Source organism: Paraburkholderia graminis C4D1M (assembly GCF_000172415.1).
GTDB classification, from domain to species: Bacteria; Pseudomonadota; Gammaproteobacteria; order Burkholderiales; family Burkholderiaceae; genus Paraburkholderia; species Paraburkholderia graminis.
In genome coordinates, this window is the sequence record NZ_ABLD01000033.1 from 33810 (window position 1) to 47544 (window position 13735).

Annotated in this window: 11 protein-coding genes; 6 read left to right on the forward strand and 5 right to left on the reverse strand. The window is 60.5% G+C overall.

Annotated elements, in window-relative coordinates; all coding sequences use genetic code 11:
- Nucleotides 1-122: 122 nt before the first annotated feature.
- Nucleotides 123-578, reverse strand: coding sequence for a VOC family protein (locus BGRAMDRAFT_RS29980; protein WP_006052660.1), 456 nt, complete (start codon nucleotides 576-578; stop codon nucleotides 123-125).
- Between the two features lie 5 nt (nucleotides 579-583).
- Nucleotides 584-1540 carry an enoyl-CoA hydratase/isomerase family protein gene (locus BGRAMDRAFT_RS29985; protein WP_006052661.1) on the reverse strand — a complete coding sequence of 319 codons (957 nt, stop codon included), beginning with the start codon at nucleotides 1538-1540 and terminating at the stop codon, nucleotides 584-586.
- Nucleotides 1541-1924: 384 nt separating this feature from the next.
- On the opposite strand from BGRAMDRAFT_RS29985, the gene BGRAMDRAFT_RS29990 reads away from it, so the two are divergent.
- The 3 genes from BGRAMDRAFT_RS29990 to BGRAMDRAFT_RS30000 all read left to right on the forward strand — a co-directional run bounded on the left by BGRAMDRAFT_RS29990 (nucleotide 1925) and on the right by BGRAMDRAFT_RS30000 (nucleotide 4240).
- Nucleotides 1925-3250 (forward strand): epoxide hydrolase family protein, encoded by a 1326-nt coding sequence (locus BGRAMDRAFT_RS29990; protein ID WP_006052662.1) that lies wholly within the window; start codon nucleotides 1925-1927, stop codon nucleotides 3248-3250.
- A 109-nt stretch (nucleotides 3251-3359) separates the two neighbouring features.
- Nucleotides 3360-3719, forward strand: a complete 360-nt coding sequence (locus BGRAMDRAFT_RS29995) for a BON domain-containing protein (RefSeq protein ID WP_006052663.1) — start codon at nucleotides 3360-3362, stop codon at nucleotides 3717-3719.
- A gap of 56 nt (nucleotides 3720-3775) precedes the next feature.
- A complete protein-coding gene (locus BGRAMDRAFT_RS30000; protein WP_006052664.1) occupies nucleotides 3776-4240 on the forward strand; it encodes a universal stress protein in 465 nt (154 codons plus the stop codon).
- Between the two features lie 23 nt (nucleotides 4241-4263).
- Here BGRAMDRAFT_RS30000 and BGRAMDRAFT_RS30005 read toward each other — a convergent pair whose 3' ends face one another.
- Complete coding sequence (locus tag BGRAMDRAFT_RS30005) at nucleotides 4264-4677, reverse strand: response regulator (protein ID WP_149029180.1); 414 nt, start codon at nucleotides 4675-4677, stop codon at nucleotides 4264-4266.
- A 156-nt stretch (nucleotides 4678-4833) separates the two neighbouring features.
- Complete coding sequence (locus BGRAMDRAFT_RS30010; protein ID WP_006052666.1) at nucleotides 4834-5481, reverse strand: response regulator transcription factor; 648 nt, start codon at nucleotides 5479-5481, stop codon at nucleotides 4834-4836.
- 324 nt (nucleotides 5482-5805) lie between these two features.
- Here BGRAMDRAFT_RS30010 and BGRAMDRAFT_RS30015 point away from each other — a divergent pair, with 324 nt between their 5' ends.
- Both BGRAMDRAFT_RS30015 and BGRAMDRAFT_RS30020 read left to right on the forward strand, forming a co-directional pair.
- Nucleotides 5806-6483, forward strand: coding sequence for a type 1 glutamine amidotransferase domain-containing protein (locus tag BGRAMDRAFT_RS30015; RefSeq protein WP_006052667.1), 678 nt, complete (start codon nucleotides 5806-5808; stop codon nucleotides 6481-6483).
- A gap of 100 nt (nucleotides 6484-6583) precedes the next feature.
- Entirely contained in the window at nucleotides 6584-8320 is a 1737-nt protein-coding gene (locus tag BGRAMDRAFT_RS30020; RefSeq protein WP_006052668.1) for an FAD-dependent oxidoreductase, read from the forward strand.
- 16 nt (nucleotides 8321-8336) lie between these two features.
- Here BGRAMDRAFT_RS30020 and BGRAMDRAFT_RS30025 read toward each other — a convergent pair whose 3' ends face one another.
- Complete coding sequence (locus tag BGRAMDRAFT_RS30025) at nucleotides 8337-9344, reverse strand: LysR family transcriptional regulator (RefSeq protein WP_006052669.1); 1008 nt, start codon at nucleotides 9342-9344, stop codon at nucleotides 8337-8339.
- A gap of 478 nt (nucleotides 9345-9822) precedes the next feature.
- On the opposite strand from BGRAMDRAFT_RS30025, the gene BGRAMDRAFT_RS30030 reads away from it, so the two are divergent.
- Nucleotides 9823-13735 (forward strand): ATP-binding protein (locus BGRAMDRAFT_RS30030; RefSeq protein ID WP_044021986.1); only part of this gene is annotated, 3913 nt, incomplete at its 3' end.

Consider the following 13735-nt stretch of genomic DNA (forward strand, 5'->3'; position numbering starts at 1 on the left):
AGTCCATCCGAACGTATTACATGAACACACGAGCGCACGATGCGCGATACCGTATCGGACGATGGCACCGCGCGGTGTTCGCGGCTACCGCCCTCGAGCGCGAGCTCGTCGCAATTCGTTTCTTAAACGCGCGGGTCGAAATCGAATTCGAGCCTGATGCCGCCGGGTTCATAAACCATCGCGTGCCGCTTTGGTCCTTGACCGAGGTCCTCAGGCGCGAATTCGGCCACCACGCCTGGCCATTCCGAAACGCGCGCAAATATCTCGTTTAATGCTTCTTCACTACCCACCTTCAATGCGAGATGGTGCAGGCCGACGTTGGTCTTGCGGTCGAACTCGACGCGCCGGTCCGCGTCGAGTACTTGCCAAAGCGTCAGCATCACGTGTCCATCGGACACGAACGCCGCAGGGTAGCTCGGGCGCTCGCCGACGAGAGTCCAGCCGAGGCATTCGGTGAAGAACTCCACCGTGAGCTTGAGGTCTCGAACCGTCAGACCGATATGGTCTATTCCGCGGGTTAGGGGTTTGCCTTCCACTGCCACTTCTCCTTTATTAATGAACCGGTCGCATTGCGCCATTATGCCTACTTGCCACCCCGACTTACTTCGCCCGTATATCGATCCAGATGGATCTCCACGTCGGGCTTTTTCTGCAGCCCGAGTTCCATCAGCTTGCCGATATCGTGCTGTGCCTGCGGACGCTGTACGGAAGTAATGAAGGCGTCCCATTGTGGGCCGAGCTCGCTATCGGGCGGGAGAGTGGCAATGTTGACGAAATGCTTGATTTCCCCAATGGTTTGCTTGTCGAACGAGGCAATGCGCCGGGCCAGGGTGTCCACAAACTTATCCAGCTCGGCATCCGGCAGCGAGCGGTTGACATAGCCATATCGCTCCGCAAGTTCGCCGTTGATGTCGCTGCCGCTCAGCAGGATTTCAAGCGCACGGCCCCGTCCCATCAGGCGGGGAAGACGCGACATCGGTCCGCCACCCGGATCGAACCCGGCGCCCACTTCGAATTGCGAAAGCACGGCTTTTTCGCGGCTGGCAAAGCGCATGTCGGATGCAAGCGACAACTCACTGCCAACGCCGGTAGCCCGGCCCCGGATCGATACGATCGACACGACAGAAGAGCGGCTCAGGCGACTCAACATATCGGGCAATGGCGGCATACCGGTGGGTCCGGGCGGCATGCTCGTAGTCGCTTCGAGCGGGGGCACGAAATCATAGTGAGTCAGGAAAAAACCAGGTACGGCGCTGTCGAACACCACGACCTTTAGTTCGGGATCGTTTTCTATCTGCGTGATGACGCTGTTCAACTGAGGTATGGATTCGGGGCCGAAGATATTGAACGGCGGATGATCGATCGTGACACGCCAGTATTGCGGCGTTACGCGTTTGATGCCGAACTCCGGCTTTGCGCCCGCTTCCAGTTGCACCGCCTGCTTCGCGGCAGCGCCGCTTTGATTCTCTTGTGCGATCGCGCTGCTATTGAAAAACAGTGGGCTTGCGATCAATGCCACCACAAATTGAGTCGGGTTCATGTTTGCTTCCTTTTGGTCCTGAGAAGATTCGCGGGACAAAAAGCGTGCGGCGCATCCGGTCCACCCAGGTAGTCTAGTCGCGGCCTTGTGCAAGACCAATGAGCGTGACGCCATCGCTCGATCAATAGTCTTGATACCGTATTGAGCGACGCGAAAAAACGGCTGGCGTATCCGGCTGCGTTGCCGTCGCATGACATCTCACACGGTGCTTTACGCGCATCGTATGTATCGCTGCGGCCACGCTGATTGCAGTGGAAAAAGATCTATTCGCGGCCGACACAACTGTTGTTCTAACGCGGCCGTTTACCCGCAAGGCTTGTTTGCCCACAATCGCTACCACCACTGCGACGTGCGGCGTCGCACTTATTGCCAACAGGAGTCTGTATGGCCGACGATATCTTTCCCGAGACCGCATCGCGCCGTCGCTTTATCGGCGTGGCGGCGTCGGCCGCTGTTGCTGGTTCATTAAGCCGACTGGCGTTTGCAGAACCGAATCGATCGATCATTGACGCATCGCCGTCAGGCGGCGCCGACAAATCGGCTATTCGGCCACTCCGTGTGCACGCGCCGGAATCAAAAGTTATGGATTTGAAGAGGCGGATAAAGGCGACCCGCTGGCCTGAGCGCGAAACCGCGAAGGATGCGTCTCAAGGCGTCCAACTCGCAACCATGCAAAAGCTCGCCCGTTGCTGGGTGACGGACTACAACTGGCGCGACGTCGAAGCGAGGCTGAACTCGCTGCCGCAATTCGTCACCGAGATTGACGGCGTCGACATTCACTTCATCCACGTTCGCTCGAAGAACGCCAATGCGTTACCGGTCATCATCACGCACGGGTGGCCTGGCTCGATCATCGAGCAATTGAAGATTATTGGCCCGCTGACGAACCCAACGGCGTACGGCGGCACTGCGTCCGATGCATTCGATGTCGTGATTCCGTCGCTCCCTGGCTACGGCTTCTCGGGGAAGCCGACCGAGGAGGGCTGGGACCCCGTTCGCATCGCACGCGCATGGGTCGTACTGATGCAGCGGCTCGGCTACACGCGGTACGTCGCGCAAGGCGGCGATTGGGGCAATGCGGTGACGGAGCAAATGGCTTTGCTGACACCGCCGGAACTGCTCGGCATTCACACCAACATGCCGGCGACGGTGCCCGACGACATCGCGCGGGCGCTCAAGTTCGGAGAGCCGGCGCCGGCGTCTCTGTCAGCCGACGAGAAGCACGCGTTCGATCAGCTCGACTATTTCTACAAGCACGGCCTCGGCTACGCATTGGAAATGGCAAACCGCCCGCAGACGCTGTATGGCATCGAAGATTCGCCGCTCGGCCTCGCCGCGTGGATGATCGACCACGACGCCGCCAGCCAGGCACTGATCGCGCGAGTATTTGACGGTCAGTCCGAAGGGATCACACGCAACGACGTGCTCGATAACGTGACGCTCTATTGGTTCACGGGCACGGCAATTTCATCGGCGCGCCTGTATGAGGAAAACAAGCTGAACTTCTTTGCGCCGAAGCACGTTGCTATTCCGGTTGCCGTGAGCGTCTTTCCGGATGAGATCTACGCTGCGCCGCAAAGCTGGACAGCGAAAGCATATCCACAGTTGATCCACTACAACCGCCTTCCGAAAGGCGGCCACTTTGCGGCGTGGGAACAACCGCAAGTTTTCTCGGAAGAGCTGCGCGTGAGCTTTCGGTCTCTGCGTTGACCGCACAGATACGGCGGGTAGAAGCGCAATGCGGGTGACGTCATGTAATCAGGATTGCCCGCGACTGACTATCCATCGTTCATGATTTACTTACCGGCAGGAGCCCGACATGCAAACCCGAGTACTGATCTTCACCATGACGGCCGTGGCCGCTTTTACGATGGCTTTGCCTGGCGGCATACCGAGTACTTCGGCTGCGGATTCGTCGTCCCTCAGCACGGACGCTCCGAGCAAGAAGCAGCTTCGAGCCGACAATCGCGCTTTGAGTCATGCCGTGCGCAAGTCGCTCACGAAAGTGAAAGGGCTGGACTCCTCGCACATTAACGTGCTGGCGCACGGCGGCGTCATCACGCTTGCGGGAACTGCGCCCGATGAGGCGCAAATCCAGTCGGCCGGAACAGCAGCGGAAAACGTAGGAGGCGTTCATCGCGTGGACAACCGGCTCACGGTCTACGAGCCCGGAAATTGACTTCGTGTGGCGACGGAGCCCGCGTGTGAATCTGATCTTCGATGGGTAGGCTCACCATGTTCAATATCCTTCTGGTGCCGCTGGACGGCACGCTTCAAAGTGCGAATGTCATCGACCTGGTGCGGCGCGTCGCGTCGCCGGGGCGCGCGACCGTACATCTTCTCTGTGTTATCGATCCTTCTTATGCACTGCCTCCCGGCAGCGAAAGCGGGATCGCGCCCGACGGCCTGACCTATCCGCCCGCAAGCGCGCAGACATCTTTCGCGCGATCCGTCCTCGCCACAGCAGCCGGGCAGCTTGCCGGCCACAATCTGATCGTGGAGCAGCACCTTCGCGCGGGAAATCCTCCGGCCGATGTGATCATCGAACAAGCCGGGCTGCTGGCCGCCGAGGTCATCGTGATGGGGCACCACCATCTGTCACGGCTGCGCCGCTGGGCTAATCCGTCGATCAGCGGAGAAGTGATCGACCGGTCGCCCTGTCCAGTACTGATCGAAACACGGGACAAAGGGCTGACGTGATGATGGCGGCGACAAAAACAAGGTTACGTCTGTAGTATTTCACCAATCAGCGCGAGTAGCCGCACGCCGTCCACTGGCTTCGAGAAGAAACCGGCGGCTCGGCTCGCTTGCGCTTTTTCGAATAACTGTTGAGTCGCGTAAGCCGTAATAAAAATGACGGGGCTTGGACGTTGCCATAGTTTGATCGACTCAAGAAGCGCAAAGCCGTCCATGCCGGGCATGTGAATATCGGCGATAACCAGATTCGGCTGCGACCGCGACGCATCGACCAGAAGATGGTTGGCGGACTCGTAAACAATAGCGTGCCAGTTCGCCGAACGAAGCAGATTGGATATCGCCATCCGGATGGATTCGTCGTCGTCCACCACTGCAATAGTTGCAGGAGAGCGCTTTGATTTCATCAGGAATCCACAGAGCACGGACACGGATTCGAACAAGCTGATTCTTCTTGCAACTTACAGGCCAACGGGCGAAGCAGCAATAAGACGTTCGAATGATCCGGATGACAGTGTGTATTAGCCTGAGCGCATTCGTCGTGATTGAGGAAGAGGTAAGGGCAGTGCGATAGGCCCGGCCGGTTTGTCGAGCCGCTCCTAGTGCAGAGGCGCCACTTGCTGTAGCTTCCTCACGACGTCAGGCACTGAGCGTGCATTCAGCTTGTGCATCGCTTGCGCGCGATGGATCTTGACTGTCACTTCGCTCAGAGAAAGCTGGCCCGCGATCTGCTTGTTCAGCAGTCCATCGGCGACCAGTTTGATGACTTGCCGCTCGCGCGCAGTCAGCGATTCGTACGTTTGACGGATGCCCGCAACGATCTTCGCCTGACGCTTTAGTTCTCCATCGCGCTTCAGCGCTGCGGCGATCGTATCGATCAGGTCCTGATCCTTGAACGGCTTTGTCATGAAGTCAAAAGCGCCTGCCTTCATCGCCTTCACGGACATTTCGATGTCGCCGTGCCCGGTCAGAAAAATAACCGGAAACGGGACGCTCTCCCGGAATGGATGCTGTTGCAGCGTGAGGCCGCTCGTGCCTCGCAGCCGAACGTCGAGAATGAGGCAACTGGGAACGTCGGGCATTTCCGCGGCCAGAAAGTCGTCCGCCGATTCGAACGCCAGTACCTTGATGCCGACGGAAGTGAGCAGAGAAGTCAGTGCGCCCCGAATAGATTCATCGTCGTCGACCACATAAACAAGCGAGTCCGACAATGATTCCCTTGCACCCATCGCATTGTCATGTTTCATCGCTTGCTCATCCAGAACTGGTTGCATTAAGCCGACGCGGATACGTTCGTATAGTAAGCAACCGTCCCGCTTATCGCCAGATTTTTGTAGACGGTTTTGCATATTGGCACTTGAGCCACTTCAGTCGGGCGCTGAAGACGAAGTACTGGTCCTGTGCAACCGCACAGACCGGGAACGCCATACGTAGGTATTGATTGAACAATCGAACGGCGGCCGCCCGACATGCGTTGTACGTATGGTGTGCCGCCGCGATTGGGCGTAGCGTTACCGGTGTCCGCCCAGCCGTCGCACAGGCATGTCCTCGCAATCAACCGGAGACTGACAATGAAGGTTTTGATGGTTTTGACTTCGCACAACGTGCTTGGAAACACCGGCAAGCCGACTGGTTTCTGGCTCGAAGAGTTCACGGCTCCGTACTATGCGTTCGTGGATGCCGACGTAGAGGTCACCGTGGCTTCCGTCAAAGGCGGCCAGCCGCCGATCGACCCCAAAAGCGACGAGCCCGGCAACCAGACAGATTCCATGGAGCGCTTCAAGAAAGACGCTGCCACCCAGGCAATTCTCGCCAACACCGTCAAGCTGTCCGAAGTAAGCTCCGACGGCTACGATTCGGTCTTCTATCCGGGCGGGCACGGCCCGCTGTGGGACCTGGTGGAAGACAGAAACTCGATCGCCTTGATCGAGGCGTTCTATAACGCCGGCAAGCCGGTCGCCGCCGTCTGTCACGCGCCGGCCGTATTGAACAACGTCACGTATCAGGGGCAGCCCATCGTCAAGGGAAAGCGCGTCACGGGCTTTACCAATAGCGAAGAAGAGGCCGTGCAGCTTACCGCGGTCGTACCGTTCCTGGTCGAGGACGAGCTGAAGCGTCTGGGCGGCCTGTTTGAAAAAGGCCCGGACTGGTCGGTATATACGATCGTAGACGGGCGGCTGATCACAGGCCAGAATCCGGCTTCGTCTGGCCCGGCTGCCAGAGAACTGATCAAGCTCCTGCGGGCCTAGCGAGTGCAGGGCGTGATTTGCCCGCGCTGCCGCCTGCCTGCCGCGACGGCGCGCAGCCTCGCCACGCGGGTGCCAGCCGGCCGGTCAAGGAGGTTCGGCAATGAGCAACGAGCCAGAGTCGCCAGGCAAGGCGCCCGCCCGCGAAGTGACGGAGAACACGAGCCGCGTTGATGACGAGGCGCTCGCCGACGACCCTGCGGTGCGCGACCATCCTCGCTACAACCAGATGTTTCCGGTCCTCTCCGCTGCGGAGATCGACAGCATACGGCGGTTTGGCAGCGTGTCGCGCTACGTCAAGGGCGACTTGCTTTACCGTGCCGGAAGCCGTTGCCCAGGAATGTTCGTCGTGCTGTCAGGCAAGGTCCGGATAGTCGGCCGCGACGGCCTCGGCCACGAACGCGTGATTCACACCTACACGAAGCGCGGCGAATTTACCTCTGACGTCACGCAGCTATCGAGCAAGCTGGCCGTGGTCGACGCGCATGTCCTCGAAGATGTCGAAGCCGTGCTCGTGCGGCCCGCCGAGCTTAGCGCGATGATGGTGAGCGAAGCCGACCTCGGCGAAAAGATCATGCGCGCGCTGATCTTGCGGCGGGTGCTCGTCATCGAACGCGGACAGGGTGTCGTTCTCGTCGGCTCGTCGCACCATCCGCAGTTGGCCGCCTTGCAGAATTTCTTGCGGCGCAACGCGTTTCCCAACATGACGCTCGATAGCGAGCAGGACCCCGAAGCCATCGCGTTGCTAGAGCGACTGACGCCGCAGCCCGACGACTTCCCGCTGATCTTTTGTCCGGACGGCACGGTGTTGCGAAACCCCGATGAAGGGCAACTGGCATCGTGTCTCGGACTCATTCCGGAATTCGATCCGACGCATGTCTACGATGTGACGATCGTCGGCGCGGGTCCGGCGGGCCTGGCAGCAGCAGTCTATGCGGCGTCCGAAGGATTGTCGGTGGCGGCGCTCGACTGCCGCGCGCCCGGTGGGCAGGCCGGCACAAGCGCGCGCATCGAGAACTATCTGGGCTTTCCTACAGGCATCTCCGGGCAGGCACTCGCGGGCCGCGCGTTGGTCCAGGCGCAGAAGTTCGGCGCGCATATCGGAATCCCGTGCGAGGTCAGCGCACTGCATTGCGACAGGCAACCGCTTGTCGTCGAACTGATCGGCGGCCGCCGCATTACCACGCGCACGGTGGTGATCGCGAGCGGCGCTGAATATCGCCGGCCTTCCGTCGAGAACCTCTCGCGCTTCGAACGCTCCGGCGTCTATTACTGGGCGACGCCGATCGAGGCGAGGCTCTGCCGCAAGGAGTCCGTCGTGCTGATGGGCGGCGGCAATTCCGCGGGACAGGCTGCCGTTTTCCTCGCCGGGCACGCGGAACATGTGCACATGTTCATTCGGGGCGCGACCCTCGCTCGCAGCATGTCGCACTATCTCGCCGATCGTGTCGCGTCGCTCGCGAACCTCACGCTTCATACGCGGATGGAACTGACCGCGCTCGACGGCAATGCGCGTCTCGAGCGCGTGCACTACCGTGGTGCCGGCGGCATCGAAGGAAGCATGACGGCGCATCACCTGTTCGTTTTCATCGGCGCTGAACCCAATACGGGCTGGCTGGATCAATGCGCGGTGTCGCTCGACAGCAGCGGCTTCATATTGACCGGCGCCGACCTGGAAGAAGCCGGCGCGTCGACGATGCCGTTGCAGACGAACATCGAGGGCGTGTTCGCGATCGGCGATGTGCGCTCGGGTTCGACCAAGCGCGTCGCCTCGGCGGTGGGCGAGGGCGCGGCTGTCGTGGGGCAGATACACCGGTTTCTCGCGGCTGCGGGTGAATAGACGCGCTCAGTCGCACTCAGTCATAGACCGGCGAGCCGACCGCGTCGAACGAATGATGGATGGCGCGCGCCATGCAAGGCGGCGTGGCGGCTTTTCGCACCGTGACGGGAGCGACGTGCGGCGCTGTCGCGATGTCGTCGATGTTGAAGTGATTCACGATGAAGTCGATGAACGCGCGAATTCTTGCGGGCATGTTATGGCGTGTTTCGAACGCGACCGACAGGTCGAGACGCGGCATGTCGATGCCTGGCAGCACATTGACGAGCAGACCGCTGTCGATATCCGGCTCCGCCAGATAAGCCGGCAGCACGGCGATGCCGTGACCGTCCACGGACATCTTGTGCAGCATCGCGAGACTGTTCGACATGATCAGGCTGTCCGGATGACAGCGGCCATCGCCCAGCCGCTCGAGCCGGCGCAGGCATTCGGCAAACTGCTTGCCTGAATGCTGCAAGACCACATGATCGTTCAGCGCGGCCACCGTGCCCGGTACGCCGTGCCGCTGCAGATACATCGGCGATGCAACGAGCTGCATCGGACTGGACGCGAACCGTCTGGTGACGAGCGAATTGCCGCTGGCTTCCACTTCGGGAACGATCACGACATCGACCCGCCTTTCGACCAGGTTGATCGTGTCGTCGCACAGCGCCACATGCGGCATGACGAGCGGATAGGCGTCGCGGAACGACTTCAGGATCGGACTCAGGTGCCGCAGCCCGAACGCAACGGGAGACGCGATCCTCAGCACGCCGCAGGCGCGGCGCTCCTGACCGGCAACGGCCATTTCGGCCTCGTCGATGTCGTCGAGAATACGGCGCGCGCTTTCCAGAAACGTCGCGCCGGCATCGGTCAATGCGACGTGTCGAGTCGTGCGTCTAAATAGCCGGGCGTCGAGACGTTTCTCCAACGCGACGACGCGTCGCGTCACGACGGCTGTGGTCACGGCGAAGTGCTCCGCGGTGCGGCTGAAGCTCGATGTATCGGCAACTTTCACGAAGATACGGATGGTTTCAAGATGGTCCATGATGCGACTCCTGGAGGCGACGCCGACGAGATCGAAGTAATCGTTATGAATCGATATGAGCGAGCATTTCGTGTGCAGCAACGCGGGCTGCATCGATCGTTAGCAGTTCTGCCAGGTTTGTCGTCGTACCCGCTCAGACCGCTGCGATGAGTAGATGAAACCGCGAGTCGGAAGGCCAGTCCATCACACGATGGTATGGCTTGCCACACCATCGTGCTATGACGAAGGCGCCGTCGCGAAACTGCGTTGAATCGGTGCATTACAGGCTGAAAGATTCGAATGCGGCGACGCGGAGCACGGTTGGTGGAGCGTCGCCGTTGCGCGTGCAACCGTAAGTTTTGCTTTGCGTTTGTTGTCTATTCGTACAAGAATGGTCGCTCAATGATCGCGAGCGTGATGTTGTTGGCTGATCGGGCGCGCAAGGTCCCGCGCTGGCTCCGTTCCTGTCCGTTCGGCGCACTCGACGACAGGAGGCGACGTGATCCTCACCGGGTACGAACTCGAGCCATTACACGACGACGGCGATTTCTCACTGTATCGGGCGAGGAAAGCCAGTCATGCCGTGACGATGCTTGCGCTGGTCGCCGCGCGGCCGACTTCGCGCAGTGTCGCGCGCCTCGTGCATGAGTACCGTCTGGCGCCGTTCCTCGATGCAAGCTGGGCGGCGCATCCGCTCGCGCTCGACCCGCGCCGCGAGCCGCCCATGCTGGTTCTCGACGACGACGGCGGCGAGCCTTTGCGGCGCATCTTGCGCCGTCCTCTCGAACTGGCGCGTGTGTTGCGTATCGCCGTCAACCTCGCAAAGGTGATCGGCCGCGTTCATCAATGCGGTCTCATACATAAAGACATCAAGCCGGCGCATGTGCTGGTCGATAGCAACGATCGCGTGCGTCTTACCGGCTTTGGCATCGCTTCGCAATTGCCGCAGGAGCATCAGCCGCCCATACCGCCGGAAGTCGTGGCGGGCACCTTTGCATACATGGCGCCTGAGCAGACGGGGCGAATGAATCGCTCGATCGACACCCGCAGCGATCTCTATTCGCTCGGCGTCGTTTTGTACGAAATGCTTACGGGTTCGCTGCCGTTCACGGCATCCGACCCGATGGAATGGATCCATTGTCATATCGCGCGCAGGCCGCCGCCGCCAGGCGAGCGGGCGAGGGGCATTCCCGAGCCTGTCGAGCGCATCGTGCTGAAACTGCTGGCCAAGGCCGCGGAAGACCGCTATCAAACCGCGGCGGGCGTCGAAGCGGATCTTCGTGCGTGCGTTGCGTCGTGGGGCACGAATCATTCGATTGCGCCGTTTGCGCTCGGCTTGCACGATGCATCGGACCGTCTGCTGATTCCCGAAAAACTTTATGGGCGCGAGGCGCAGATCGGGCACCTCGTCGACGCGTTCGAGAGAATCGTCGCGGGCGGCGCGACCGAACTCGTGTTGATTGCGGGCTATGCCGGCATCGGCAAATCGTCGGTCGTCAACGAGTTGCACAAAGTGCTGGTGCCGCCGCGCGGGCTGTTTGCTGCCGGCAAGTTCGATCAGTACAAGCGAGACGTTCCGTACGCCACCTTTGCGCAGGCATTCCAGTGGCTCTTGCGCGATCTGCTCAGCAAAAGCGACACGGAGATCGAGCCCTGGCGCGAACAGTTGATGGAGGCGCTCGCGCCGAATGGCCAGGTGATGGTGAACCTGATTCCCGAGCTTGCGCTCATCATCGGCGAGCAGCCGCCCGTTCCGAATCTGCCGCCGCAAGATGCGCAAAACCTGTTTCATTGGGTGTTCCGTCGCTTCCTGGGTGTGTTCGCGCGGGCCGAGCATCCGCTCGCGCTCTTCATTGACGATCTGCAATGGCTCGATACCGCAACACTCGAACTGCTGGAGCATCTCGTCACGCATCCCGAAGTGCGCCATGTTTTACTGATCGGCGCATACCGCGACAACGAAGTCGATGCGTCGCACCCGCTTGCGCGCACGCTCGATTCGATTCGTAGCGCGGCTGGCAACGTGCAGCAGATCGTGCTCGAGCCGCTGAACGCGCGAAGCATCGCGCAGCTTGCTGCCGATGCGTTGCACTGCGACGGCGCACCGGTCGAGGCGCTTGCGCAACTCGTGCATGAGAAGACAGGCGGCAATCCGTTTTTCACGATCCAGTTTCTGACCGCGCTGCACGATGAAGGCTTGATCCGCTTCGATCATCGCGCCGCGGTATGGACGTGGGATTTGCCGGGCATCCGCGCAAAGGGCTATACCGACAACGTCGCCGACCTGATGGCTGCGAAGCTCGGCCGCTTGCCCGCCGAAACGCGTGACGTGCTGGGACAACTCGCGTGCCTCGGCAATGTGGCCGATGTCACGGCGCTGACATGGGTGCAGGACAAAGCGGAGGAGGTCACCAACGCCCGCATGTGGGAGGCCATACGCGGCGGACTGGTGTTTCGCGTGGGCTCGAACTATGTGTTCGCTCACGACCGCGTGCAGGAAGCCGCGTATGAGTTGATTCCCGCCGGCGAGCGGCCCGCGGCGCATTTGCGAATCGGCCGAGCGCTCGCCTCGCATACTCCGCCCGAGGCGCTTCACGAGGCGATTTTCGACATCGTCAATCACCTCAATCGCGGTGCGGCTTTAATACAGAGCAAGACGGAGCGCGAGCAAGCCGCGACACTCAACCTGATTGCAGGCAAGCGCGCGATGAGTTCGACGGCGTACTCGTCGGCCCGAAGCTATCTCGCCCAGGGCGTCGCGCTGCTCTCGGACGCCGCGTGGGACGAGCGTTACGACAGCACGCTGGAACTCTATCTCGCGTATCTGGAATGCGAGTACCTGGTTGGCGATTTCGCCAGGGCGGACGCCGTAGCCGATCTAGTACTCGAAAGGGCGCATGACAATCTCGATCGGGCCAAAGTATTCAGTCTGCGGATGGAGTTATATCAGCTCGCCGGAAAGTACAACGAGAGCTTCGCCGCCGCGCTCGCGGCGCTGCGTGACTTCGGTATCGTTTTTCCGGAGGCTGACGACGAACTCCGCGCGGCCGTCGACGACGCGTTGCTGGAGGTGCCCATCAACCAGGCGGGTCGTCCGACTGAAGCACTGGTCGATGCACCCGTGGCCGAAGACCCGGCGAGCCGCGCGGTCATCAATCTGCTTGTCGAAGCCATGCCGTGCGCGTTCGCCGCGCGTCCGGTCTTTTATCCGCTATTCACGCTGAAGGCGGTCAATCTCTCGCTGCGTCACGGCAATACCGACAACTCGAGTTTCGCGTACGGCAATTTTGCGTTGATGCTGGTTTCCCGTATCGGCGATATCCCGGCTGCCGTGCAGTTCTCCGAAATGTCGTTGCGTCTGAACGAAAAGTTCGGCAATCGCCGCCTGTACGGAAAGCTGCTTCATCTGTATTGCAGTCATGTGAATTTCTGGCGATGTAACATCGACGAGAACCTCCCGGTGTTTGAACAGGCGGCCGTTGCCTGCATGGAAGTGGGCGACCTCGTGTTCGCCGGCAATCTCGCGTTCAATGCCGTATGGCAGTCGATCGAAAAAGGCGACGCGCTCAAGGACGTGCACGCGCATTCGGCACGATACGCAACGCTCATGCTCGAGAGTCATAACGACGCGGTTCATGAAACGATTCGTATCGAGCAGCAGTTCGTCGCGAGCTTGCGAGGTCTGTCGAGCGGAATGCTCACGCTCAACGACGACCACTTCGACGAAGCCGCCTGTTGCGAGGCCATCGTCAAATCCAATTTCGGCTGCGGCATCGGCGTTTATCACATCATCAAGCTGATGCTCGCGTATCTCGATGGCCGCTATGCCGACGCACTGAACGCCGCAGCGATGGCCGACGCGGTCCTCAGTTCGGTGATGGCACTGGCGATCGAGCCCACGTTTCACTTTTTTCATGTGCTCACACTGAGCGCGCTTTATGCCGACGCGTCTGCCGGCCAGCAGCAGGCGTATCGGCAGGTCATCACAGAGAAGCTTCCGAAATTTGAAATGTGGGCGCGACATTGCCCCGCGAATTACGGAAACCGTTACTCGCTGGTGCTGGCGGAACTGGCGCGCATCGACGGTCGCGACGTCGACGCGATGCACCATTACGAAGACGCGCTGCGGCTCGCCCGCGTGCACGGCTTCATTCAGAACCAGGCGATGGCCAATGAGTTGGCCGCGCGATTTCACGCCTCGCGAGCTCGCGCGACGCTTGCCGATCATTATCTGGCCGATGCGCGCTCCTGCTACGAACGCTGGGGCGCACAAGGCAAGGTGCGTCAACTGGAAAGTATCTACCCGCAGTTAAGAGCCGAACTGGTCGACGAAGAAGGGTCGGTTGCGACATCGGTAGAACAACTGGACCTCGCGACTGTCGTCAAGGTATCGGAGTCCATTTTTAGCGGCA

What these genes read in the sequence shown, in the direction of transcription:
- BGRAMDRAFT_RS29980 (WP_006052660.1), bottom strand. Translation starts at nt 578, where the DNA reads ATGGCGCAATGCGACCGGTTCATTAATAAAGGAGAAGTGGCAGTGGAA.
- BGRAMDRAFT_RS29985 (WP_006052661.1), bottom strand. Translation starts at nt 1,540, where the DNA reads ATGAACCCGACTCAATTTGTGGTGGCATTGATCGCAAGCCCACTGTTT.
- BGRAMDRAFT_RS29990 (WP_006052662.1), top strand. Translation starts at nt 1,925, where the DNA reads ATGGCCGACGATATCTTTCCCGAGACCGCATCGCGCCGTCGCTTTATC.
- BGRAMDRAFT_RS29995 (WP_006052663.1), top strand. Translation starts at nt 3,360, where the DNA reads ATGCAAACCCGAGTACTGATCTTCACCATGACGGCCGTGGCCGCTTTT.
- BGRAMDRAFT_RS30000 (WP_006052664.1), top strand. Translation starts at nt 3,776, where the DNA reads ATGTTCAATATCCTTCTGGTGCCGCTGGACGGCACGCTTCAAAGTGCG.
- BGRAMDRAFT_RS30010 (WP_006052666.1), bottom strand. Translation starts at nt 5,481, where the DNA reads ATGAAACATGACAATGCGATGGGTGCAAGGGAATCATTGTCGGACTCG.
- BGRAMDRAFT_RS30015 (WP_006052667.1), top strand. Translation starts at nt 5,806, where the DNA reads ATGAAGGTTTTGATGGTTTTGACTTCGCACAACGTGCTTGGAAACACC.
- BGRAMDRAFT_RS30020 (WP_006052668.1), top strand. Translation starts at nt 6,584, where the DNA reads ATGAGCAACGAGCCAGAGTCGCCAGGCAAGGCGCCCGCCCGCGAAGTG.
- BGRAMDRAFT_RS30025 (WP_006052669.1), bottom strand. Translation starts at nt 9,344, where the DNA reads ATGGACCATCTTGAAACCATCCGTATCTTCGTGAAAGTTGCCGATACA.